Source organism: Flavobacterium hercynium (assembly GCF_002217285.1).
In the GTDB taxonomy this organism is placed as follows: Bacteria; Bacteroidota; Bacteroidia; order Flavobacteriales; family Flavobacteriaceae; genus Flavobacterium; species Flavobacterium hercynium.
Genome location: NZ_MUGW01000016.1, coordinates 60,489 through 82,098, shown reverse-complemented (window position 1 = coordinate 82,098; position 21,610 = coordinate 60,489). Strand labels below are relative to the sequence as shown.

Genomic DNA, 21,610 nt, shown 5'->3' with positions numbered 1-21,610 from the left:
GTGATAAAACAATACAACCGTATTTTATATTTCAAAAACACGGTTGTATTACTTATTTATTTAGCTGTCCAGCTATTATTTTGTGGAGTTGGATCTAAATATATACCTCCATCAATAGTAACTTGTTTAATCTGTTTTTTGCTTTTAACTGCAATTGTAGCAAGTTTTTGATTTGCTTCCCATATTGCAGGGGTTTGATGTATTGTTTCTTTAGAATCGTCTGCATAAACAATAATTACATCAAATGGAATAGCAAAACCACCAACATTATCTATTGTTACGGTATTCTTAGACACATTTTTTACCGCAATATCAATATAGTTGTTGGTAAAGAACCAGTTATTAAAAAACCAATTCAGATTTTTTCCTGAAGCAGTATTAAACGAGTTAAAATAATCCCACGGAATCGGATGTTTACCATTCCAATTGTCCATATAAGCGTGAAGTGATTTTTTGAACAATACATCACCCAATAAATCTTTTAAAGCAATATAAGAAAGAGATGATTTACCGTAAGAGTTATTGCTGTAACCCGCATCTGAAAGTTGAGATGACATCGTAATAATAGGCTGATCCTGTTCTGTTGACGGATCATTTATATAGTGTTTTACTCTAAATTCTTTATAGAACTTATCCGCAGCTTCTTTACCATGTTCAGCAATTCCAATTAAATATTCAAAAGTTGTTGCCCAGCCTTCATCCATAAAAGCATAACGTGTTTCGTTGATTCCCATGTAGAAAGGAAAATAAGTATGTGCTACTTCATGATCCTGTACCAATTGTGCAAAATAAGGATCACCCATTTCAGAGTCATTACACATCATCGGGTATTCCATATCTGCAAAGCCCTGAAAAGCCGTCATTTTAGAAAACGGGTAAGGTACTCCCGGCCAGTTTTCAGAAAACCATGCAAGCGCATATTGATTGTTTTTAATAGAATTCACAAAATCAGTACCCTTTATATCATACGCCGCCTGCACACTCGCACGACGATTTGTTTTCTTATCGACAATTACACTGCTGGCATCCCATAAATAGTGATCGCTTAAACCAAAACAAACATCAGAAATGTTTTTAGCTTCAAACTTCCAGACATTCCAATCATTTTGCTTGGTAACCACACCGCTTTTCATTTCCTGTTCGTTGGCGATATGCATGATCTCATCTGTCGTATACGATTTTTTCAAACGTGCCGAAAATTCAGGCTGTAAAACCTCATCAGGATTTAGTAAATCTCCTGTTCCGTAAACCACGTAATTTTTAGGTGCTTTTACAGAAAAGTTGTAATCATTAAAATCATTATAGAATTCCTGACGATCGGTATGCGGTAATCTGTCCCATTTATTGTAATCATCAAAAACAGAAACACGTGGATAACTGTAAGCAACAAAAAAAGTAGATTCATCAATCTGACCTTCTCTTCCGCTTTGTTTAGACAAAGGATAATTCCAATCGATGTTGATTGTAACTTTAGAATGTGGCAGTATTACTTTGTTTAGTTTTACATTTCCAACTGTTCCCCATTCTCTCCCATCTTCTTTATAAACTTCACCCCCAATTTTCAAGGTAGTAATCGTCAAACCTTCGGTCAAAAAATCAGGACTAACCTGACCTCCCCGTGGTGCGGTTGGTTTATGAAAATTATTCACAAAACGAATCGGTAAATTCTTTAATGTATCATTACTATTATTTTCATACACAATCGTTTCAGTTCCGGTAACTATTTTTGTTTTAGCATCAACCGTAAGTGCTATTGTATATTTACCATGATTTTGCCAGTATTTTTTGCCTGGTTTACCGTCCATAGAACGTGTACCGTTGGCATACGCTTCTTTAATATTTCTTGGCATATAAAGTTCTTGCGCTGCACTATTTTCTGCCAAAAATAAAAGGGCAGCAAATACTGCCAGAAATGATGTTTTTTTCATAAGTGGTTGTGTTGTTTTTTGGTATTTATTATCAGAATATAGTATTAGTGCATTTTTGTTGCATAAAGTTACATTCCTTCACAAATATAAGAATGAGATTTAAAACACAGCTATTCTAATTATATACTGTGTTCATTAAAATAAAAAAAACCGTCTTGTTTCTAAGAAAAAAGACGGTTTTAAACATTATATAACTTCAGTATTACATGATATAATCAGTATTAATGAAATTCGACTCTCTGCTATTTAGCAATTCCTGTAAAATTTCATTGTTGTACGCATTGTCTTTTGAAGCCACAAAAGTACGGATAGAGAATGAACGCAATGCATCCGGAATACTCAATGTTCCTACTGCAGAATCTTTACGGCCTGTAAACGGAAAAGCATCCGGACCTCTTTGACATGAGCTGTTTAAGTTTACTCTGCAAACCAAATTTACCAGCGAATCAATAAGCGGTGCCAGCGTTCTAATATCTTTTCCGAACAAACTAACTTGTTGTCCATAATTTGATTCGGCCATATCTTTTAATGGTTCTCTAATATCTCTAAAAGATAATACCGGAACAACAGGACCAAATTGTTCTTCATGATACACTCTCATTTCTTTATTTACCGGAAACAAAACTGCCGGAAAAATATAATTTTCCGTTTGCTTACCACCTTTTTCATTCAGAATTTTTGCTCCTTTTCCTGTAGCATCATCAATTAAACCTTTAATGTAAGCCGGTTTTTCAGTTTCAGGAAGTGGTGTTAAAGCAACTCCTTTTTCCCACGGATTTCCAAACGCAAGAGCATCAACTTTTTCAGAAAATCTTCTGTTAAATTCTTCTGTAATCGACTCATGAACGTACAATAATTTTAAGGCAGTACAACGTTGTCCGTTAAACGATAAAGTTCCTGCGATACATTCCTGAATAGCCAAATCCAGATCGGCATCCGGTAAAATAATAGCCGGGTTTTTAGCCTCTAAACCTAAAATCAAACGCAATCTGTTTTTGTTAGGATGCTGATCCTGCAAAGCAATTGCCGATTTACTGTTTCCAATTAAAGCTAAAACATCAATTTTTCCAGATTTCATGATTGGTGAAGCCACTTCACGTCCTCTTCCGTATACAATATTAATTACCCCTTTTGGAAAACTGCTTCTAAACGCTTCTAATAATGGCGAAATACATAAAACACCATGTTTTGCAGGTTTAAAAATAACGGTATTCCCCATGATTAAAGATGGAATCAATAAAGAAAAAGTTTCGTTTAGCGGATAATTATATGGTCCAAGACACAATACAACGCCAAGAGGTCCGCGACGAATCATAGCGTTTACTCCCTGTACTTTTGAAAAGTAAGAGCTGCGGCTGTTTAGTTCCTTATAACCATCAATAGTATCATGAATATATTCTACTGTTCTGTCAAATTCTTTTTGAGAATCTCCCAATGATTTTCCAATTTCCCACATAAGATATTTTACAACCTCTTCGCGGGTTTCGCTCATTTGCTGCACAAAGTTCTCCATGCATTTAATTCGGTCAGCCACTTTCATCGTTGGCCATAAACCTTGTCCCATATCATAAGCGCTATAAGCTGCATCTACAACTTCTGCAGCTTCCTTTTCTCCCATGAACGGAATCGATCCTAATAATGTTGGCGTATATTTTTCTGTCGAAGAAATAGTCGAAAACACGGGAGTAGTTTGTCCTGTCCATTGTTTCAATTCTCCGTTTACAAGATAAGTATCCTGATTTAAGATGTTATTTATTTGATATTCTTCCGGTATAAAACTCATAATTAATTAGTTTTCATGTGGTTATTTAATAGTGTTTAAACAAAAAAAGAGGCTATTCCTGCCTCTTTTTTCTATTTACGGATTTACGGTTTCGCCTTCCCAGTCCAGAATTCCGCCAAGTAAATTATAGGCATTATTAATACCCAATTCATTCATAACCTGACATGCTTTAGCGCTTCTTGCACCAGAGCGGCAATACACATAATAATTTTTATTTTTATCTAATTCTTCGATTTCATAAATAAAACCTTGTCCTTTGTTGATATCAATGTTTAAGGCATTTTCAATATAGCCGTCATTAAATTCGTCTTCAGTTCTTACGTCCAGTATAACTGCATTCTCGTCAGCAGCAAGCTGATTAACCCAATCTTCTTGTGATAAATTCATAATATGTGTTTTTTGTAAAATTACGACGTTTCTATTAATTAAAAACGTACTAAATGCGATTTCGATTATTATTCTCAGAAAACGTTTTAGAGAAATTATAATAATCAGCAAAATACAAATTTACTTACTATTAATAAAAATATATTCTATAAAATCGATAGAAATTAAGATTTTTTCATTTTCATTAAATAGCGCTAAAAAACGTTTTTCTATAATTAATACCATCCCAATCCGTTATCTTTGCAACAGATGACAGCTTTCATTTTTGATTTGATAATACAAACCTATGCAAAATGCTCTAAAAAATATCTTCCCAGCTTTCTCCAACGAGCTTATTGCTACAATCGAAGAAAACGGAACACTGCACGATTTTGAAGCCGGAACCATCTTAATGCGTACTGGACAATACATCAAAAACACAGTACTGATTACCCGAGGAAAAATCAAAATTTATCGTGAAGGCGAAGATGGTGGAGAATTTTTAATGTACTATTTGCAACCCGGTCAGGCTTGCGCCATTTCGATGATCTGCACCTCCAAAAGCGAGAAAAGCCAAATAATGGCAAAAGTTGTCGAAGATGTTTCTGTCATGATGATTCCATTGCAAATGATGGACAAATGGATGATGGAGCACAGATCCTGGTACGAATTTGTAATCGAAACCTACCGAAGCCGATTTGAAGAAGTGCTCGAAGTAGTCGACAATATCGCCTTTCGCTCTATGGACGAGCGTTTAGAATTTTACCTAAAAAGACATTCAGATGCTTGTGGTTGTCAGGAAGTAAAACTCTCGCATCAGGAAATCGCAACCGAATTGAACACCTCCAGAGAAGTAGTTTCCAGATTACTCAAAAAAATGGAACAAAGAGGCCTGGTCAAATTAAACCGAAACCAAATTGAGCTTTTAAAATTAAATTAATTTTTTTTTCTCTCTAACCATTAAGATATTAAGCTAAATTAAGGCTAAAGCATTTTTCAAACTTAATTTTCTTATCAATCAGCTTAACATAAAAGACTAAACTTAACTTTCTTAATGTCTTAATGGTAAAAACATATTTTATGTTACTGTTTTATATTCCTTCTGTGATAAATGTTACTGTAGTTCTCTAATAATCGGAGCACCTTTGCAGAAAACAAACACAATGGAATACGCAGGTTATTTTGCTTCAATCATAATAGGAATTTCACTAGGCTTAATTGGCGGTGGCGGTTCTATTCTGACAATTCCAATATTAGTGTATTTGTTTAAAGTAAATCCGGAACAAGCAACATCATACTCTCTGTTTATTGTTGGACTAACAGCAATGTTAGGAAGTTACAGCCATTACAAAATGGGGAATCTAAAACTAAAATCGGCGTTGTATTTCGCCATTCCTTCCGTGATTTCAATCCTAATCATCCGTGAAGTAATATTTCCACAAATTGCTTCCACCTTATTTTCCATCGCTTCGTATTCCGTTTCCAAAGATTTTCTAATCATGATCATCTTTTCTGTTCTAATGATTACGGCAGCGATATCAATGATCAAAAAAAACAAACCCGAAGTAAGTACCTGCTCCACCAATTATATGCAACTAAGCATTATAGGTTTCGTTGTTGGTATAATAACAGGATTTCTTGGTGCCGGAGGCGGATTTCTAATCATTCCAGCCCTGCTTTTCTTCGCTAATTTGCCCATGAAACAAGCCGTAGGAACCTCATTACTCATCATAACCATCAATTCCTCTATAGGTTTTGCAGGCGATTTATACATCGGAACTCCAATAAATTATTCCTTCCTGTTAAGCGTTTCAGCAATGGCACTAATCGGAATGCTATTAGGAAGTCAGCTTTCTAAAAAAATCGACGGAGTAAAACTAAAACCCATTTTTGGCTGGTTTGTGCTCGTCATGGGCTTTTACATTATTACAAAAGAAGTTTTATTTTAAATCTAACAATATACCACGCTAAGCAATGCATCTTATTTAATTTTAAATATTTTGAATTTAGTTTCACTTGTAGAACTGTATTTGTCAAACCTCAAACCTTGACAAAACGAAACTAGAAAATCCGTTTATTCCCAAAAGAGTAAACGGATTTTTAGTTTTTGGGCGTTTCCTACGGCCGGGCTATTCGCTATATCTTTTTGTTTTTAAAGAAAAAACAAAAAGGATACCGCTGCTATCCCTAACGCAAATCAAACGTCAATTCAATAGTATTTACAATACATTACTCTGCAGCAATAACATATACTTGTAATTTATTCTGGCTATTAAAAGATACAAACACAGCACTTTTATTATCAGCCGTTTTTTTCATCGATTGTGCCGGATACAAAACCGCATTTGGCAACTCTACAGGAGTTCCAATAAGTTTTCCTTGTAAATCGGCTAAGCAAAATTTAGTATTAATAGGTTTCTTATCTTCAAAAGTATTCCAGCCCAATAATATCTTATCTCCAAGCTGCACTACTTTAGATCCCCAACCTGTAAATTGTTTTCCTTCATTTTTAGTTACCCATACTTCACTAGAAACCACAGGTGTTTTACTTCCTAAGCTATTCAGAATAGTCAACTTTAAATCTCTATTAGTTCTATCATCTGATGTAGAATAAACAATCGCAACATTTCCGTCTGAAAGTTCTACAAAATCTCCAGTAGTAGCATTCGTTGTATTATCGCCAACAGCTCCGTTTTTTATTTTATAGTATTCCACTTCACCTTCTTTTCCGTTCGTGCTGGAGAATTTTGCAAACCCCAATGCTCTCGGATAAGAATCACCATGCGCCAGAACATAAAATTTACCATCTTTTGAAAACATTCCTCTCTGATCAAAATTATGCGAATAAAACCAAGTATCACCAATAACATCATTGTTGTTTCCTTTAGTCAAAATTTTACCGGTTGTTCCGTCTAAAAAGCCAACCCATCCACCTTGATGCCTAACATTATCAGGCCATCTTTGTGTATGTGCTGTATAAATAGCAATCACATTATCCTTCGAATTGTATTTTACAAGCGATGATCCCGCATCACCCGGATTTCCTTTAGAAGATATCTCTGCTAAATTTATTTCACCAAAAATTCGCGTAGCAAAAATTTCTTTTCCTGTACTTCCTTCAAAAGCAACATACCATGCTGCAGCATCTTTATCACCAAAAGCATTATCTGCCGAATATCCTAAAATAAACTTGTCATTACCTAATGAATCAAAACCCAGAAAACGTCCTGAATTTGCTCTGGCAGGTAGTACAAACTCTTTGATCACAGATTTGTTGGTTAATGAAGTCCTTACCAAACGCTTTGTTTTGTCTTTACCACTATACAAAATATCAATCGTGTTATCCGCATTCACAACAAAATCAATAACAGAAGTTGTACCATACGGAGAAGAAGGACCATCGTAAGCAGAATTGGCAATTTCGGCAATTGTATTTGGTGCAGTTCCTGAGATAGGAATTTCAAAACTGCTGATTTGTGCTGCAAGATCAAATTCCGGTGTTACGGTTTCTTCTTCCTTTTTTTCAGCGTCATCACTACAGGAAACTACAAAAAAAGTTATCAGTAAAAGATTTATTTTTAAAATACTCTTTAAATAACTTTTCATTTTAGGTTTAAATTTCATTTGATTTAGGTTTTAAATTTGATTTGGGTTTTAAAAACGTTATTATACAGAAGTTTAACTGATTAAGTATAAACTAAAATTTTACAGAAAAATTGCAAATTACCGTTGGCAAATTAAATTCAAATTATGGTAGGTTAGTAGAAAAATGACAATAATTTTAATAAAAAAAATCGTGTCTTTTTAGAAGGTGGAAAATCTTAGATGAAAATAATAACAAATTTGATCGTAGTTTCTTAAATACCTAACAGGTCTTGAAGACCTGTTAGGATAAATTACCTCAACAACATTTTCTGAAAGGTTTTAAAAACCTGTTAGGTATAAAACTTATCCCTTTCAAAATCAAACAATCATTCGGTAATTTTAATCTTTTCAAGTTGACTTTCAAGTAGCAATTGACTAGCATCAAGCATTTTAATTACATGAATATAAGGCGTTAGCAAGTCTGAATCGAATTCTACAATAGTTGGACGCAAAGACAAATGAATTATTTCGCACAGGAAGAATTCGAAGTCGGTTAAGGAATGCTCTTCAAAAGCATTTTGAAACACAATAAATGGGTTTTCGTATTCTTCAGCTGTTAAAGAAGCCTGTGACAGAATTGACTTTTGTTCGGCTTCTATTTCCCTCACCTTCCATTTTTTGCTTTTGTTTTGCAGAGCGGAGCATGCTCTCAGAAAAGAACGAATGGCGGTATAATTAAAAAATACATCTCCCGGACATTCTTTTTTATATACTTCGTCTTTACTCCTGTAAAAAACTACTTCGCTTAAGGTTTGTTTGTAATAAGAAAGGCTATCGGAGCCAAAAAAGGCATCAATGACTTCAAACGGGTTTTCTAATTCCTGGTGTGCCCAAAAATTAGTTTCAAAAGATATTTTATTTTTTTTCATGCGGAAACGATATAATATTGGCTGATAAAATTCTTTTATTAGTATCGAGTCAAATATATTAAATTATATCGGTACGCCAAAACGTACCGATAAATTATTTTAGTTAATGTTAATTGCATTTGTGAAAAAAGAAACTGACGAAAATATAAAATTAAAGATTGCTTTTAGTTTGCGTAAACTCCTTGCAACTATTGAAGAGCATCCAGTTGCTCAAAGCTATAATAAAATAGCCGTGACTGCATATATGAGAAAAGCTACCGTTTCAGATATATTTAATGCAAAATCTATCCCCAATTCATTAACACTCTTTCTTATAATTGAAGCAATGGGGTTTTCTCTTATAGATTTTGCAAAAGTTTATGATTCAATTCAAAATTCTGATTTATTAGAATTTAAAAAAAAGATAACTAAGTAAGATATTTCCGCATTCTGTCGTCCGCGTCTTATTAAAAATCGAAATGACACAATCTTGTTGGTAATTCCCTAAATACCTAACAGGTCTTGAAGACCTAATTAGGATAACGAAACTCAACGGCATTTCCTAACAGGTTTTTAAAACCTGTTAGGTATAAAATTTATCCATTCTAAAAAACAAATCAGAATAAAAATCGGTTTAAATCTGTGTTTTCGCATAGCGAATCTATGTCGTCCGCGTCTTATTAAAAATCGAAATGACACAATCTTGATGGTAATTCCCTAAATACCTAACAGGTCTTGAAGACCTGATTAGGATAACGAAACTCAACGGCATTTCCTAACAGGTTTTTAAAACCTGTTAGGTATAAAATTTATCCATTCTAAAAAACAAATCAGAATAAAAATCGGTTTAAATCTGTGTTTTCGCATAGCGAATCTATGTCATCTGCGTCTTATTAAGAATCGAAATGACACAAACTTGGTGGTAATTTTCTAAATACCTAACAGGTCTTGAAGACCTGATTAGGATAACGCAACTCAACCGCATTTCCTAACAGGTTTTTAAAACCTGTTAGGTATAAAATTATCCTGTCTCGTCCTGAAATAGATTTACAAGATTGTACGCACGAACAAGATACGTGTACGAACAGAGAAAATTGTTAGTTTTTCATATATATAAAACAAAAAGCCTCAATATAGAGGCTTTTAAGTTTATAATCGAGAACAGAAAAGTTTACTATTATTCAACTATTTCCAAATAATGTCGTTTTTCATAACTATGCTTTTTTTTGATTGTTAAATTTAAGCATTAAAACTAATGTTTAATACTAAATAATGTTAAAGTTTTCTCCTGAATCAAATCGTCCAACTTTTATTGTGTTTTTTACATCTGTATATTTCTGAACATGTACTAGTCTTCTTCCACTTTTGGAATGTGTACAATCAATATGTAACTCCATGTATTCTCTCCTTCCATCCCAAAGTTTTTCTAAATCTTCATCGATTCTCATTTGAACACAGTTGTTATGAATATCTTTGCTTTTTCTCCATTTTCCAGGTATATTTTTAATTTGATACTTTTTTAATTTTAGTTCCTTGCCTGTAAAATTTTTTCCAGTGCCGTGTAAAAAATCTTCTATCAGTAGTAAACTTATAGATACATTTTCTATATCTGAATAAGTTTTATTTATAAATTTAAGATAGTATTCTGGCTTTTCAACACCTGCATCATCATCTTCTTTACAAATAATGCTACATGTTTTAATTCTAGGTTTAAATACGCGAAGAACTAAAAAAAAAATCACACATGATAAAAAACCTGTAAATAAGGCAATCAATAAATCATACCAAACGGTATCTCCAAATTCTTTGACCGGTACTGTTTCCGCTATTAGTAAAAATGGATTCAAAAAACTGAATTTTAATAATTTTCAGCAATAATATAAGTTTACCATTTTAAAACCTAATTATTTCTTAAACCCCCTAGCTTTTTAAGCGTATTTTATTATTTTATAATTAGCACTTCGTTTTTATATTTCCCTTAAAAACAAAAAGTTATAGTGATTATCCGGCCGAAAGAAACGGCCAAACGTCAAAAACATCAATTCGTTGCTTCATCTTAACTAAACAAGACTATTTTATCAACCAAACCATTCAAATATTTTAGCAAAACTAAACCTCTTTCGTCAGTGATAACATTATTCAAATGTTTGTTTAAATCACTATTTTCATCAACGTAAAGTTTAATTTTTTTTGAATTATTATTGATAATGCTAAATTCCAGATTGGCAATTCTGTCTGCTAACTTTATAATGATTCCGTTTTGATTTAAAATCAATTTCTGATACATTACTTCTTTTTTTTCTTTCCTGTCTCCAAATTCTCCGTCTGTTAATGAATTGACCATTTCGTAAACAGCAATACCAAAAATATCTACGAGTTCTTCTTTTGTTGCATTTGTATCTTCTAATACATCATGTAACCAGGCACCAATCCATAAATCGATAGTATCAGTCGTTGTAGGTAAAATATTGTTTCGTAAAAGAACATTTACCACATTGTTTAAATGTACTTCATAAGGATATGTACCATACTTTTGATCTCCATGTTTTTTGATAGCAAAGGATTTTGCTAAATCTATTTTATCATGTAATAATTTCACAGCTGTATCATTATCACTTACTTGATTATTATCTAATCCTTCCGTCATATAATTTTTCATAAAAGCATTTATTAGTCTTATTTATTCCTTTGCTCGTACTAGATAACAATCCGTGTAAATCTGTGAATAGTGAATCCGCTTCTTCCACGTTTTATTAAAAGTAAAGCAACCTCAATCTTGTCATTTCTGACAAACAATAAGCTTAAGATAGGAAAAAAACTCGAAAGTCTCTGCTTATGCACAAAAACTCTAAATAAAAAACAGAAAAAGAGGCTATTTCAACAGCCTCTTTTATCTAAAAAAATATTAAATCTTCTAAACTTCGCGTTAGGGATAGAAGCGGTATCCTTTTTGTTTTTTCTTTAAAAACAAAAAGATATAGCGGATAGCCCGGCCGGAGGTAACGCCCAAAAACCAGAAATAGTAAAACTAATGTTCCCCATAACCCACGTCATCCATTTTACCACTAAAAACGCGATATTGAACGATGAAATAAACTATTACCAAAAACAAAGCGATAAAAAACCAGCTCATTCCGGCGTTTAATCCGTATTCGCCTGCTGCTGTGTTATAAATGGTCAATGACGGATTTACTTTATTGGTAGAAGGCAACACATTTGGAAAGATTGAAACGGCTGTGGAAGCAAATCCGCCTACCAAAAACAGCGTGGAAAACAAAAATCCTAAACCGTCTTTTTGATACGAACGCACTTTAAACAACCCTACAATTCCAACAAAAGTCAGAAGCGGAAAAAACCACAGAATAGGATTTTCTACAAAATTATGAAATGGCTTTGGCTCGATAAAATGCCAGATTTGCAACGAAATACAAACCAAAACCAATAGCACAATATTGAGTTTGAAAACTACATTTTTTAGTTTTGGGTTTAGTGACGAATTAGTTTTAAAAATAATCCAGTTTGCCCCGTGAATCGTTAAAGCTACAACACTTACGACACCAAGGAAAAGCGTAAACCAATCTATAATTCCTAATTCGTTTGCTTGTGGACTGAAAGTAGGATTCCATAATGGCAAAAAGAAATAATGTGCTTCCTGAGTTGATACGCCGTTGGTTACCATTCCGAGATTAACGCCACGCACAATGTTTCCTAAAGCAATTCCGAAGAACAATGCTAAAAGTAAACTTGCAATACCAAAGGCTTTATCCCAAATGGATTCCCACATTGGGTGATGTACTTGTCCGCGCATTTCCAGACCAATTGCTCTGAAAATCAGAAGCCATAGAATCATAATCAACGGCAGATAAAAACCGCTAAATGAGGATGCATACAATGTTGGAAAAGCAAAGAACAAAACGCCTCCTGCAGCAATGATCCACACTTCGTTGGCATCCCAAAAGGGACCAATAGCGCTTGTAATTGCTTTTTTATCTTTTTCTGTTTTAGCAAAGAACAAATGAATTATTCCTGCTCCAAAATCATAGCCGTCTAAAACAATATAAACCGCCAGAATTCCCATTAAAACTACGTACCAAAAAAATTCCATACTTATATATTTTCTGTTATAACTTCTTTATGTGGGCCTTTGTGAATAATTTTTCCAATCAAAAGCAAGAACAGCATTCCTAATAAAAGATACAATCCTATAAAACCAAGTAAGGTAAACAAGGTGTTTCCGGATGATACGGTTGGCGAAGCTCCTGCAGATGTTCGCAGCAAATTATACACCAGCCAAGGCTGTCTACCCAACTCTGCCGTGTACCAGCCTGTGGTGTTGGCAATGTACGGAAAGGGCATCATGAAAAGCAGTGACCACAAAATCCATTTGGTTTCGAATAACTTACCTCGTAGTAACTGAACTAGAGATAACAACATTAGACCTATAAATACAGTTCCAAGTCCTACCATAATATGATAAGCATAATACAAGCCTGAGATATTGGTTGGATGAATATCTTCTTCAAATTGATCCAGACCTTTTATTTCCTGTTCCCAGTTTCCATAAGTAAGGAAACTCAAAATATTGGGAACGGCGATTTTATTATCGAGTTTTTTATCTTTTACATCGGGCTGACCAATTAATACAATTTCGGAACCTTTTTTCTCGGTATGAAAAATACCTTCCATCGCTGCAAAAGTTACGGGTTGGTATTTGACGACATTTTTTGCGAGTAAATCACCAGTTGGAACAGCAACAATAATACTCGATATCAATCCGAAGATTACGCCTGTTTTCAAAAATAATTTCCCGAACGAAACGTTCTTCTGGCTCAAAATATAGAAAGCTCCAATTCCGGCAACTACAAAAGAGCTGGTCACCAATGATGCTGCCTGATTGTGCAAATAAGATGGCCACAACCAAGGGTTAAGAAACAGAGCTTTAAAATTGGTTAGCACAAACTTTCCGTTCTCAAGAATTTCGTATCCAACAGGATTTTGCATCCAAGAATGTGTTGCTATAATAAGGTAGCCGCTTGCCCATGAACCTATGCAAATAAGCAGTCCGGTGACAAAGTGCCATTTATGGCCTATAATTTTTTCTCCAAATAAAAATATGCCGAGAAAGGAAGATTCTAAGAAAAAGGAAAACATTCCTTCCATTGCGAGGGTTTGCCCAATGATACCTCCTGTTAGTTCTGAGAATTTAGCCCAATTGGTTCCAAACTGAAACTCCATTGGAATTCCGGTTACAACGCCCATTGCAAAATTAAGGGCGAAGATTTTCATCCAGAAATGGGTAGCATGATTGTATTGATCGTTTTTTGTGCGTAGGTATTTCCATTTGAAATAAACAATGATCAGCGAAAGACCCATTGTAAGTTGCGGAAAAAGGTAGTGAAAAGTAATCGTGAATGCGAATTGCATTCGGTCATAAAAAAGCATTTCTTCCATAGTGGTATTTGTTTATGAAGTCCAACAAATTTACCCATTAAAACCCGAAATGACTACCTTAAAAAAAAGTTTATCCCCTGATATTTGTTAAACTTTTCAACAATTTTAAACTTATTCCTTTTTTAAAATTCCTTTGGCTACGCTTTCTTCCAATAATCCTTCGGCGTATTGCCACAAAATGGCAGAACCTTCTTTTATAACGCTCTTTTTTTCATAAACCTTTTCGTATTTTACATCAAATTCCTGCCATGTTCCTCCGTTATTAGAGGTATTTTGCAATAAAGGTTCCATTCTGTCCATGGCTCTTGCAAATTTTGCTTCCGGTGTTTCACCTGCTTCGAATTCTTCCCAAATGACAATCATTTCTTCTGCTTGTTTTTTTGGAAGTAAACCAAAAATACGATTAGCGGCTATTCGTTCTTCGTCACCATTATCATGACTCTTTTGCAAATCGTAGATAAAGGTATCTCCGGCATCTATTTCTACAATATCATGAATCAAAACCATCTTTACTACTTTCAGCACATCTATTGACTTATCTGAATGCTCTGCCAAGACAATCGCCATCAATGCCAAATGCCAGCTGTGTTCTGCATCATTTTCATTTCGGTCGCTCTGAAACAATTTCGTTTTGCGCTGAATATATTTTACTTTATCTATCTCTTTTATAAAAGCAATCTGATCTAATAAGTCTTGTGTATTCATACAAATAATTATTTTTTTTCGTTTAACTGACATTCGTCATCTGCAAAATTAAAACATAACTCGTAATTGCCGAACTTTAAAACTACTAATAACAGCCTATATGAGGAAATCCATATTTATTTACACAAAAACCTAATTTCTGTAACAATAGTCACCTATTTTAATTAAAAACAAAGTTATCTTTGTAACCCATCATTTTTATATTATAATACCATGAAAATAGAACAAATATACACCGGATGCTTAGCGCAAGGTGCTTACTATATCACCTCAGATGGCGAAGCTGCCATTATAGATCCGTTAAGAGAAACACAACCGTATTTGGATCGTTTGAAACGCGACAATGTTACTTTAAAATATATTTTTGAAACGCATTTTCACGCTGATTTCGTTTCTGGTCATGTTGATTTAAGTAAAGAAACCAGCGCTTCTATTGTTTACGGACCAAATGCAACCTGTGAATTTGATTGCATTTCTGCAAAAGACGGACAAGAGTTTAAGGTTGGAAAAGTTACTATAAAAGTATTGCATACTCCTGGACACACAATGGAAAGCACGACTTTTTTACTAATTGACGAAAACGGAAAAGATCACGCCATTTTCTCTGGGGATACTTTATTTATTGGTGATGTTGGTCGTCCTGACCTGGCACAAAAAGCAGCGGGTATGACCCAGGATCAATTAGCTGGAATTTTGTTTCACTCGTTGCGAGATAAAATTATGACTTTGGCAGACGATGTTATCGTATATCCTGCGCATGGTGCCGGAAGTGCTTGCGGAAAAAACATGAGTAAAGAAACGGTTTCGACAATTGGAAATCAAAAAGCTACGAATTATGCTTTGCGAGCTAATATGACAGAAGAAGAATTTATTACGGAAGTAACCGATGGTTTATTGCCTCCTCCTGCTTATTTCAGTATGAATGTTGCTATGAACAAGAAAGGCTATGAAAGCTTTGAAACGGTTTTACATAACGGAATGAAAGCCATTGATGTTAAAGAATTTGAAGCTATTGCTGAGGAAACTGACGCCTTGATTTTAGATACTAGAAAAAGCAGCGATTTTTACAAAGGTTTTATCCCACAATCGATCAATATTGGAATAAACGGAGATTTTGCTCCCTGGGTTGGAACATTGATTGCTGATGTAAAGCAGCCTATTATACTGGTTACTGAAACTGGTTTGGAAGAGGAAACTGTAACACGTTTAAGCCGCGTTGGTTTCGACGCTATTATTGGACATCTTGAAGGAGGTTTTGATGCTTGGGAGAAAGCTGGTTTTGAAGTGGATACCGTAAACCGAATTTCGGCTGAAAAATTTGCTGAAGAATTCGAGATCGAAAAAGATAAAGTAATCGATATTCGTAAAGAAACAGAATACAGCGCTGAACATATTGATGATGCTTACAATAAACCTTTAGCTTTTATAAATGACTGGGTTAAAGATATCGATACGAATGAACATTTTTACCTACATTGCGCAGGTGGATACAGAAGTATGATTGCAGCTTCTATTTTGCAAGCTCGTGGTTTTAGAAACTTTACAGAAATTGATGGCGGTTTTGGGGCTATTGCAAAAACGGCTGTTCCAAAATCTGATTTTATTTGTCAGAGTAAAGTTTTGAAAGTATAATATTGAACGTAAATTTTTAAACTAAAAATGAATATAATAGAAATTCTAAAAGAACCTTGGCCTTGGTATGTTTCAGGTCCGCTAATTGGATTAACTGTTCCTATTTTATTGATAATTGGAAATAAATCATTCGGGATTAGCTCTTCATTACGTCATATTTGCGCGATGTGTATTCCTGCAAACATTTCTTTCTTTAAATACGACTGGAAAAAAGAAAGCTGGAATTTGTTTTTTGTTCTGGGAATTTTTCTTGGCGGTGTTATTGCCACTTACCTGTTATCGAATCCTAATCCGGTTGTAATTACACCGGAGCTTTCTGCACAATTGGCAACTTATGGCATTACAGATCATTCCGGATTAGTACCAAAAGATTTATTCTCGTGGGAAAGCTTATTTACACTTCGTGGTTTTATTATGATTGTAGTTGGTGGATTTCTTGTTGGTTTTGGAACTCGTTATGCGGGAGGCTGCACTAGCGGTCACGCTATTATGGGAATTTCAAATCTGCAATGGCCTTCTTTGGTAGCGACAATCTGTTTTATGATTGGCGGTTTTATCATGGCTAATTTAATTTTACCTTATATTCTTTCACTTTAAAAATATCAAAATGAATAACTTAGAAAATAAAAATTCAGATACGGAAGGAATTAACGGAAGTCAAATTAAAGATACCGGATTCTCGAACTTAAAATATCTTGTGGTGGGAATTGCTTTTGGAATTGTATTCGTAAAAGCAGAGATAATTAGCTGGTACCGTATTCAGGAAATGTTTCAGTTGCAGTCTTTCTTTATGTATGGTGTAATAGGAAGCGCTGTTATGGTTGGAATTATTTCCGTTTGGCTAATTAAGAAATTTGACATTAAAACAATTCAAGGTGAAAAAATAGAAATTCAGCCTAAGACTTTTAGCAAAGGACAAATTTACGGCGGATTATTGTTTGGTTTCGGCTGGGCGATTACAGGTGCTTGTCCAGGCCCTCTTTTTGCTCAAATAGGAACAGGAGTTACGGTAATTGCTGTTACGCTGTTAAGCGCCATTTTAGGAACCTGGTTTTATGGTTTCATAAAAGACAAATTACCTCACTAAATATTTAGTGCCCTTATAAAATACCAAACCCGACAAGATTTAAAAAACTTTGTCGGGTTTATTTTTATTAGTATATTAAGGCCTACAATATCTAACTATCTAACTAACTATCTAACTATCTAACTATCTAATTAGCAGCAATAACTACATCTATTCCCAATTCTTCAAGTTTCGTTTTGGTTTCAGTAGTAATACCATCGTCCGTAATAAGGACATCGATCATATCCAAATTACAGATCTTTCCAAATCCTCTTACATTCATTTTTGTAGAATCTACCAGCACAATAATTTTTTCTGCTACATCAATCATCGTTTTATTCAAATGTGCTTCTAAAGCATTTGAAGTACTCAGTCCAAAATCAAGATGAAGTCCATCTGCGCCTAAGAATACTTTATTACAGGAAAATTGACTTAGCGTTAATTCAGCGATTGGTCCAACAACTGAATTAGAACTTTTTCGAAGATCACCTCCTAATTGTATTGTATCTACATTTACTTCTTTGCTTAATTCTAATGACACTTTTAAAGCAGGCGTAACGACCGTTAGCTTTTCGAATCCTGAGATAATCTGAGCCAAATAATACACATTAGATCCTGAACCTAAAATAATGTAATCAAAGTTGTCAATATAATTTAATGCTTCTTTAGCTATTTGTTTCTTTTGTTCAACCTGCAGCCCTTCCTTATCATTTACATTTCTTTCGAAAGCATAAATCGGCTTTTTACTAGCTCCTCCATGAGTACGGTGCAAAAGTTTTTCATTTTCTAAAAAATTTAAATCCTTTCGTATTGTTACGGTTGAAACATTATGCATTTCACATAAATCTGCAACAGTAACAAACCCATTTTCTTCAATTTCTTTAAGTATATCTTTTTGTCTTTTATTAATAATCACCATCTTATCTACATATTTAACTCAGTTCGAATTGTAAAGATATGACAAATAAGGCAAATGCAATTATGTCCTAATCTGTTATTTTGATTGTGTTATGTTACGCTATCTTTGTAAAACAAATATGAATACTTACAAAAATATCTACAAAACGAAACAATATGAAACATTCAGAACAATTATCGAAACTAAAAAATACTCCTAAATGGGATGTGATTGTAATTGGTGGTGGAGCAAGCGGTCTTGGAACTGCTCTTGATGCTGCCAGCCGAGGTTACAAAACGATTCTTATTGAGGCGGTTGATTTTGCTAAAGGAACTTCAAGCAGAAGTACCAAATTAGTACACGGCGGTGTTCGATACCTTGAACAAGGAGATGTACATTTAGTAAGAGAGGCATTGAAAGAAAGAGGTTTAATGGCGCAAAATGCAGGACATTTAGTTAAAAACCAATCTTTTGTAATCCCAAACTATAATTGGTGGGGAGGTTCCTTTTACACTATCGGATTAACTATTTACGATTGGCTTGCAGGACGTTTAAGTCTAGGGCGTTCAAAATACATCTCAAAAAAGAAAACGATTGAAATGCTTCCTACCGTTGAAGAAAAAGGATTAGTAAGTGGTGTTATTTACCATGACGGTCAGTTTGATGATTCTCGTTTGGCTATAAATATTGCTCAAACAGCAGTAGAAAAAGGCGCTTGTCTTTTGAACTATGCAAAAGTTGTCAATTTATTAAAAGACGACAAAAACCAGGTTATTGGTGTGCAGGTATTGGATCAGGAAACTGGCGAACTACACGAAATAAAGGGTTCAGCGATCATTAATGCTACGGGAGTTTTTACCAATGCCATCATGAAACTAAACGATAAAGTTTATAAAAAATATATTGTTCCAAGCCAAGGAATTCACCTTGTGTTTGACCGATCATTTTTACCAAGTGATCACGCTTTAATGATTCCTAAAACAAGCGATGGAAGAGTTTTGTTTGCTGTGCCGTGGCATAACAGAATTGTAGTAGGAACAACAGATACTTTAATCAAGAAACAAAGCTTAGAACCTATTGCATTAGAAAGTGAAATAGAATTTGTATTGGAAACAGCACAACGCTTTTTAGCAAAAAAACCAACCAGAGCCGATGTTCTTTCTGTATTTGCAGGCTTACGTCCTTTGGCTGCTCCTGAAGAAGAAGGAAAAAGCACTAAAGAGGTTTCAAGAAGTCATAAAATTATAGTTTCAGAAACAGGTCTAATCACTATTACAGGAGGAAAATGGACAACTTATAGAAAAATTTCCGAAGACATTATAGACAAAGCAATTAGTGTAGGCAAATTAGCTAAAAGAACATGTGTGACAGAACACCTTCCTATTCACGGAAACCAGGTTACGAATACATTAGACAGAGAAAATCACTTATACATATACGGTTCCGATATTCCTAAAATAGTAGCACTACAACTAAGTGAACCAGAATTAAGAGAAAAAGTACACCCGGACCACGAATTTACAATGGCCGAAGTGGCTTGGGCAATACGACATGAAATGGCAAGAACTGTCGACGATGTTTTAGCAAGACGTGTTCGTTTATTGTTTCTAGATGCCAGAGCCGCAATTCAATCTTCTGAAAAAGTAGCGCGCTTGATCGCGAAAGAACTTGGACATGACGAGGCTTGGGTAACAAGAGAAATTTCAAATTTTAGAGAAATTTCAAAAGGATTCCTTTTACCGGAATTCCAATAAAAACTTTATTAATTTAAAATATTCATTACCATGGAAAACAAATTAATTCTAGCTCTTGACCAGGGAACAACTTCCTCCAGAGCAATTGTATTTAATCATGGCGGAGAAATCGTAAGTGTTTCCCAAAAACCATTTGAACAAATTTTTCCTAAACCAGGATGGGTAGAACATGACCCAAACGAAATCTGGTCATCGCAAGTAAGTGTAGCAGCTGAAGTAATTGCGAAAGTGGGAATCTCAGGCAGAGAAATTGCAGCGATTGGAATTACAAATCAACGCGAAACTACAATTGTTTGGGACAGAGAAACAAGCGAACCAATTTACAACGCAATTGTCTGGCAAGATCGAAGAACTGCTAAATATTGCGACGAATTAAAAGCAAAGGGGCATACTGAAATGATTCAGCAAAAAACAGGTCTTATTCTGGATGCTTACTTCTCAGGAACAAAAGTAAAATGGATTTTAGACAATGTGCCCGGAGCACGCAAAAAAGCAGAAGAAGGAAAACTTTGTTTCGGAACCGTTGATACCTGGCTAATATGGAAACTTACACGTAGTAAATTATTTATGACAGACGTTTCTAACGCAAGCAGAACTTTATTATTCAACATTAACACAATGGAATGGGATAATGAATTGCTAGAGTTGTTCGATATTCCAAGAGCTATGCTGCCGGAAGTAAAAGAAAGCAGCACCATTTACGGAGAAACATGTACTACCCTTTTTGCCTCAAAAATTCCAATTGCCGGTGTTGCCGGAGATCAGCAAGCTGCTCTTTTTGGTCAGCTATGTACTACTTCAGGAATGGTAAAAAACACTTACGGAACAGGTTGTTTTATGCTAATGAATACTGGTGATAAACCTATTATCTCAAAAAACAATTTATTGACAACGGTTGCATGGAAAATTAACGGAAAAACGTCATACGCTTTAGAAGGTAGTGTTTTCGTTGGAGGTGCAGCAGTACAATGGTTACGAGATGGCGCCAAAATGATTTGCAAATCAGAAGAAGTTGAGACTTTAGCCTCTAGCGTTACAGATAATGGTGGTGTATACTTTGTACCTGCATTAACTGGACTAGGAGCTCCATACTGGGATCAATATGCAAGAGGAGCGATTTTTGGAATCACAAGAGGTACTACAAATGCACATATTGCAAGAGCAACACTGGAAGGTATTGCTTATCAGGTAAATGATTTACTAAAAGCAATGGAAGCTGATTTTGGAGAAAAAGGAAAAGAATTAAGAGTTGACGGAGGTGCTGCTGCTAATAATTTATTGATGCAGTTTCAATCTGATATTTTTGGATCTACAGTTTCCCGACCAAAAACGCTAGAAACAACAGCATTAGGAGCTGCATACTTAGCAGGATTAGCAATAGGCTACTGGAAAAACATGGATGATCTAAAAGAACAATGGTCTGTAGATAAAGTGTTTGCTCCACAAATGAAAAAAAAAGATGTAAATGAACTGGTAAAAAACTGGGACAAAGCCGTTGGGCGCACTTCGAACTGGATCGAGTAAATGAATTATT

Annotated in this window: 19 protein-coding genes; 8 read left to right on the top strand and 11 right to left on the bottom strand. The window is 34.7% G+C overall.

Annotated features, from left to right (window positions below):
• Positions 1 to 56 precede the first annotated feature (56 nt).
• The 3 genes from B0A66_RS07635 to B0A66_RS07625 all read right to left on the bottom strand — a co-directional run bounded on the left by B0A66_RS07635 (position 57) and on the right by B0A66_RS07625 (position 4,098).
• Positions 57 to 1,928 (bottom strand): M1 family metallopeptidase, encoded by a 1,872-nt coding sequence (locus B0A66_RS07635; protein ID WP_089049263.1) that lies wholly within the window; start codon positions 1,926 to 1,928, stop codon positions 57 to 59.
• Positions 1,929 to 2,130: 202 nt separating this feature from the next.
• On the bottom strand, positions 2,131 to 3,711 hold the full coding sequence (locus B0A66_RS07630) for an NADP-dependent glyceraldehyde-3-phosphate dehydrogenase (protein ID WP_089049262.1): 1,581 nt from the start codon (positions 3,709 to 3,711) through the stop codon (positions 2,131 to 2,133).
• A gap of 75 nt (positions 3,712 to 3,786) precedes the next feature.
• Positions 3,787 to 4,098: a rhodanese-like domain-containing protein gene (locus tag B0A66_RS07625; RefSeq protein WP_059116705.1), complete on the bottom strand. Its 312-nt coding sequence runs from the start codon at positions 4,096 to 4,098 to the stop codon at positions 3,787 to 3,789.
• A 286-nt stretch (positions 4,099 to 4,384) separates the two neighbouring features.
• Between B0A66_RS07625 and B0A66_RS07620 the strand changes: the two genes are divergently transcribed.
• Both B0A66_RS07620 and B0A66_RS07615 read left to right on the top strand, forming a co-directional pair.
• Complete coding sequence (locus B0A66_RS07620) at positions 4,385 to 5,017, top strand: Crp/Fnr family transcriptional regulator (protein WP_089049261.1); 633 nt, start codon at positions 4,385 to 4,387, stop codon at positions 5,015 to 5,017.
• A 223-nt stretch (positions 5,018 to 5,240) separates the two neighbouring features.
• Positions 5,241 to 6,026: a sulfite exporter TauE/SafE family protein gene (locus B0A66_RS07615; RefSeq protein ID WP_089049260.1), complete on the top strand. Its 786-nt coding sequence runs from the start codon at positions 5,241 to 5,243 to the stop codon at positions 6,024 to 6,026.
• Positions 6,027 to 6,306: 280 nt separating this feature from the next.
• Here the strand turns inward: B0A66_RS07615 and B0A66_RS07610 are convergent, their stop codons facing one another.
• Together B0A66_RS07610 and B0A66_RS07605 are read right to left on the bottom strand one after the other, a co-directional pair.
• Entirely contained in the window at positions 6,307 to 7,701 is a 1,395-nt protein-coding gene (locus B0A66_RS07610) for a hypothetical protein (RefSeq protein ID WP_089049259.1), read from the bottom strand.
• 347 nt (positions 7,702 to 8,048) lie between these two features.
• On the bottom strand, positions 8,049 to 8,591 hold the full coding sequence (locus tag B0A66_RS07605; protein ID WP_089049258.1) for a hypothetical protein: 543 nt from the start codon (positions 8,589 to 8,591) through the stop codon (positions 8,049 to 8,051).
• Between the two features lie 106 nt (positions 8,592 to 8,697).
• Here B0A66_RS07605 and B0A66_RS07600 point away from each other — a divergent pair, with 106 nt between their 5' ends.
• The gene (locus B0A66_RS07600; protein ID WP_089049257.1) at positions 8,698 to 9,006 is read left to right on the top strand and encodes a hypothetical protein; all 309 of its coding nucleotides are present in this window, start codon (positions 8,698 to 8,700) and stop codon (positions 9,004 to 9,006) included.
• A gap of 829 nt (positions 9,007 to 9,835) precedes the next feature.
• On the opposite strand, the gene B0A66_RS07595 is transcribed toward B0A66_RS07600, so the two are convergent.
• From B0A66_RS07595 to B0A66_RS07575, 5 genes are all read right to left on the bottom strand, one after another.
• Positions 9,836 to 10,417 carry a hypothetical protein gene (locus B0A66_RS07595; protein WP_089049256.1) on the bottom strand — a complete coding sequence of 194 codons (582 nt, stop codon included), beginning with the start codon at positions 10,415 to 10,417 and terminating at the stop codon, positions 9,836 to 9,838.
• A gap of 209 nt (positions 10,418 to 10,626) precedes the next feature.
• On the bottom strand, positions 10,627 to 11,229 hold the full coding sequence (locus B0A66_RS07590) for a bifunctional (p)ppGpp synthetase/guanosine-3',5'-bis(diphosphate) 3'-pyrophosphohydrolase (RefSeq protein WP_123868228.1): 603 nt from the start codon (positions 11,227 to 11,229) through the stop codon (positions 10,627 to 10,629).
• A 369-nt stretch (positions 11,230 to 11,598) separates the two neighbouring features.
• Positions 11,599 to 12,675 carry a cytochrome d ubiquinol oxidase subunit II gene (gene cydB / locus B0A66_RS07585; RefSeq protein ID WP_089049254.1) on the bottom strand — a complete coding sequence of 359 codons (1,077 nt, stop codon included), beginning with the start codon at positions 12,673 to 12,675 and terminating at the stop codon, positions 11,599 to 11,601.
• A 2-nt stretch (positions 12,676 to 12,677) separates the two neighbouring features.
• A complete protein-coding gene (locus tag B0A66_RS07580) occupies positions 12,678 to 14,021 on the bottom strand; it encodes a cytochrome ubiquinol oxidase subunit I (protein WP_089049253.1) in 1,344 nt (447 codons plus the stop codon).
• A 111-nt stretch (positions 14,022 to 14,132) separates the two neighbouring features.
• Positions 14,133 to 14,726, bottom strand: a complete 594-nt coding sequence (locus B0A66_RS07575) for an HD domain-containing protein (protein WP_089049306.1) — start codon at positions 14,724 to 14,726, stop codon at positions 14,133 to 14,135.
• A gap of 213 nt (positions 14,727 to 14,939) precedes the next feature.
• Between B0A66_RS07575 and B0A66_RS07570 the strand changes: the two genes are divergently transcribed.
• From B0A66_RS07570 to B0A66_RS07560, 3 genes are read left to right on the top strand one after another with little or no spacing between them, the layout of a single operon-like run.
• A complete protein-coding gene (locus B0A66_RS07570) occupies positions 14,940 to 16,358 on the top strand; it encodes an MBL fold metallo-hydrolase (protein WP_089049252.1) in 1,419 nt (472 codons plus the stop codon).
• A gap of 33 nt (positions 16,359 to 16,391) precedes the next feature.
• Entirely contained in the window at positions 16,392 to 16,955 is a 564-nt protein-coding gene (locus B0A66_RS07565; protein ID WP_089049305.1) for a YeeE/YedE family protein, read from the top strand.
• 10 nt (positions 16,956 to 16,965) lie between these two features.
• A complete protein-coding gene (locus B0A66_RS07560; protein ID WP_089049251.1) occupies positions 16,966 to 17,445 on the top strand; it encodes a DUF6691 family protein in 480 nt (159 codons plus the stop codon).
• A 127-nt stretch (positions 17,446 to 17,572) separates the two neighbouring features.
• On the opposite strand, the gene B0A66_RS07555 is transcribed toward B0A66_RS07560, so the two are convergent.
• On the bottom strand, positions 17,573 to 18,343 hold the full coding sequence (locus B0A66_RS07555; RefSeq protein ID WP_089049250.1) for a DeoR/GlpR family DNA-binding transcription regulator: 771 nt from the start codon (positions 18,341 to 18,343) through the stop codon (positions 17,573 to 17,575).
• Positions 18,344 to 18,498: 155 nt separating this feature from the next.
• Between B0A66_RS07555 and B0A66_RS07550 the strand changes: the two genes are divergently transcribed.
• Together B0A66_RS07550 and glpK are read left to right on the top strand one after the other, a co-directional pair.
• The gene (locus B0A66_RS07550; RefSeq protein WP_089049249.1) at positions 18,499 to 20,076 is read left to right on the top strand and encodes a glycerol-3-phosphate dehydrogenase/oxidase; all 1,578 of its coding nucleotides are present in this window, start codon (positions 18,499 to 18,501) and stop codon (positions 20,074 to 20,076) included.
• Between the two features lie 30 nt (positions 20,077 to 20,106).
• Positions 20,107 to 21,600, top strand: a complete 1,494-nt coding sequence (glpK, locus tag B0A66_RS07545) for a glycerol kinase GlpK (RefSeq protein ID WP_089049248.1) — start codon at positions 20,107 to 20,109, stop codon at positions 21,598 to 21,600.
• Positions 21,601 to 21,610: the final 10 nt, after the last annotated feature.

Coding starts and splice junctions, on each gene's coding strand:
- B0A66_RS07635 (WP_089049263.1), bottom strand. CDS start 1,928: ATGAAAAAAACATCATTTCTGGCAGTATTTGCTGCCCTTTTATTTTTG.
- B0A66_RS07630 (WP_089049262.1), bottom strand. CDS start 3,711: ATGAGTTTTATACCGGAAGAATATCAAATAAATAACATCTTAAATCAG.
- B0A66_RS07625 (WP_059116705.1), bottom strand. CDS start 4,098: ATGAATTTATCACAAGAAGATTGGGTTAATCAGCTTGCTGCTGACGAG.
- B0A66_RS07620 (WP_089049261.1), top strand. CDS start 4,385: ATGCAAAATGCTCTAAAAAATATCTTCCCAGCTTTCTCCAACGAGCTT.
- B0A66_RS07615 (WP_089049260.1), top strand. CDS start 5,241: ATGGAATACGCAGGTTATTTTGCTTCAATCATAATAGGAATTTCACTA.
- B0A66_RS07610 (WP_089049259.1), bottom strand. CDS start 7,701: ATGAAATTTAAACCTAAAATGAAAAGTTATTTAAAGAGTATTTTAAAA.
- B0A66_RS07605 (WP_089049258.1), bottom strand. CDS start 8,591: ATGAAAAAAAATAAAATATCTTTTGAAACTAATTTTTGGGCACACCAG.
- B0A66_RS07600 (WP_089049257.1), top strand. CDS start 8,698: ATGTTAATTGCATTTGTGAAAAAAGAAACTGACGAAAATATAAAATTA.
- B0A66_RS07590 (WP_123868228.1), bottom strand. CDS start 11,229: ATGAAAAATTATATGACGGAAGGATTAGATAATAATCAAGTAAGTGAT.
- cydB (WP_089049254.1), bottom strand. CDS start 12,675: ATGGAATTTTTTTGGTACGTAGTTTTAATGGGAATTCTGGCGGTTTAT.
- B0A66_RS07580 (WP_089049253.1), bottom strand. CDS start 14,021: ATGGAAGAAATGCTTTTTTATGACCGAATGCAATTCGCATTCACGATT.
- B0A66_RS07575 (WP_089049306.1), bottom strand. CDS start 14,726: ATGAATACACAAGACTTATTAGATCAGATTGCTTTTATAAAAGAGATA.
- B0A66_RS07570 (WP_089049252.1), top strand. CDS start 14,940: ATGAAAATAGAACAAATATACACCGGATGCTTAGCGCAAGGTGCTTAC.
- B0A66_RS07560 (WP_089049251.1), top strand. CDS start 16,966: ATGAATAACTTAGAAAATAAAAATTCAGATACGGAAGGAATTAACGGA.
- B0A66_RS07555 (WP_089049250.1), bottom strand. CDS start 18,343: ATGGTGATTATTAATAAAAGACAAAAAGATATACTTAAAGAAATTGAA.
- B0A66_RS07550 (WP_089049249.1), top strand. CDS start 18,499: ATGAAACATTCAGAACAATTATCGAAACTAAAAAATACTCCTAAATGG.
- glpK (WP_089049248.1), top strand. CDS start 20,107: ATGGAAAACAAATTAATTCTAGCTCTTGACCAGGGAACAACTTCCTCC.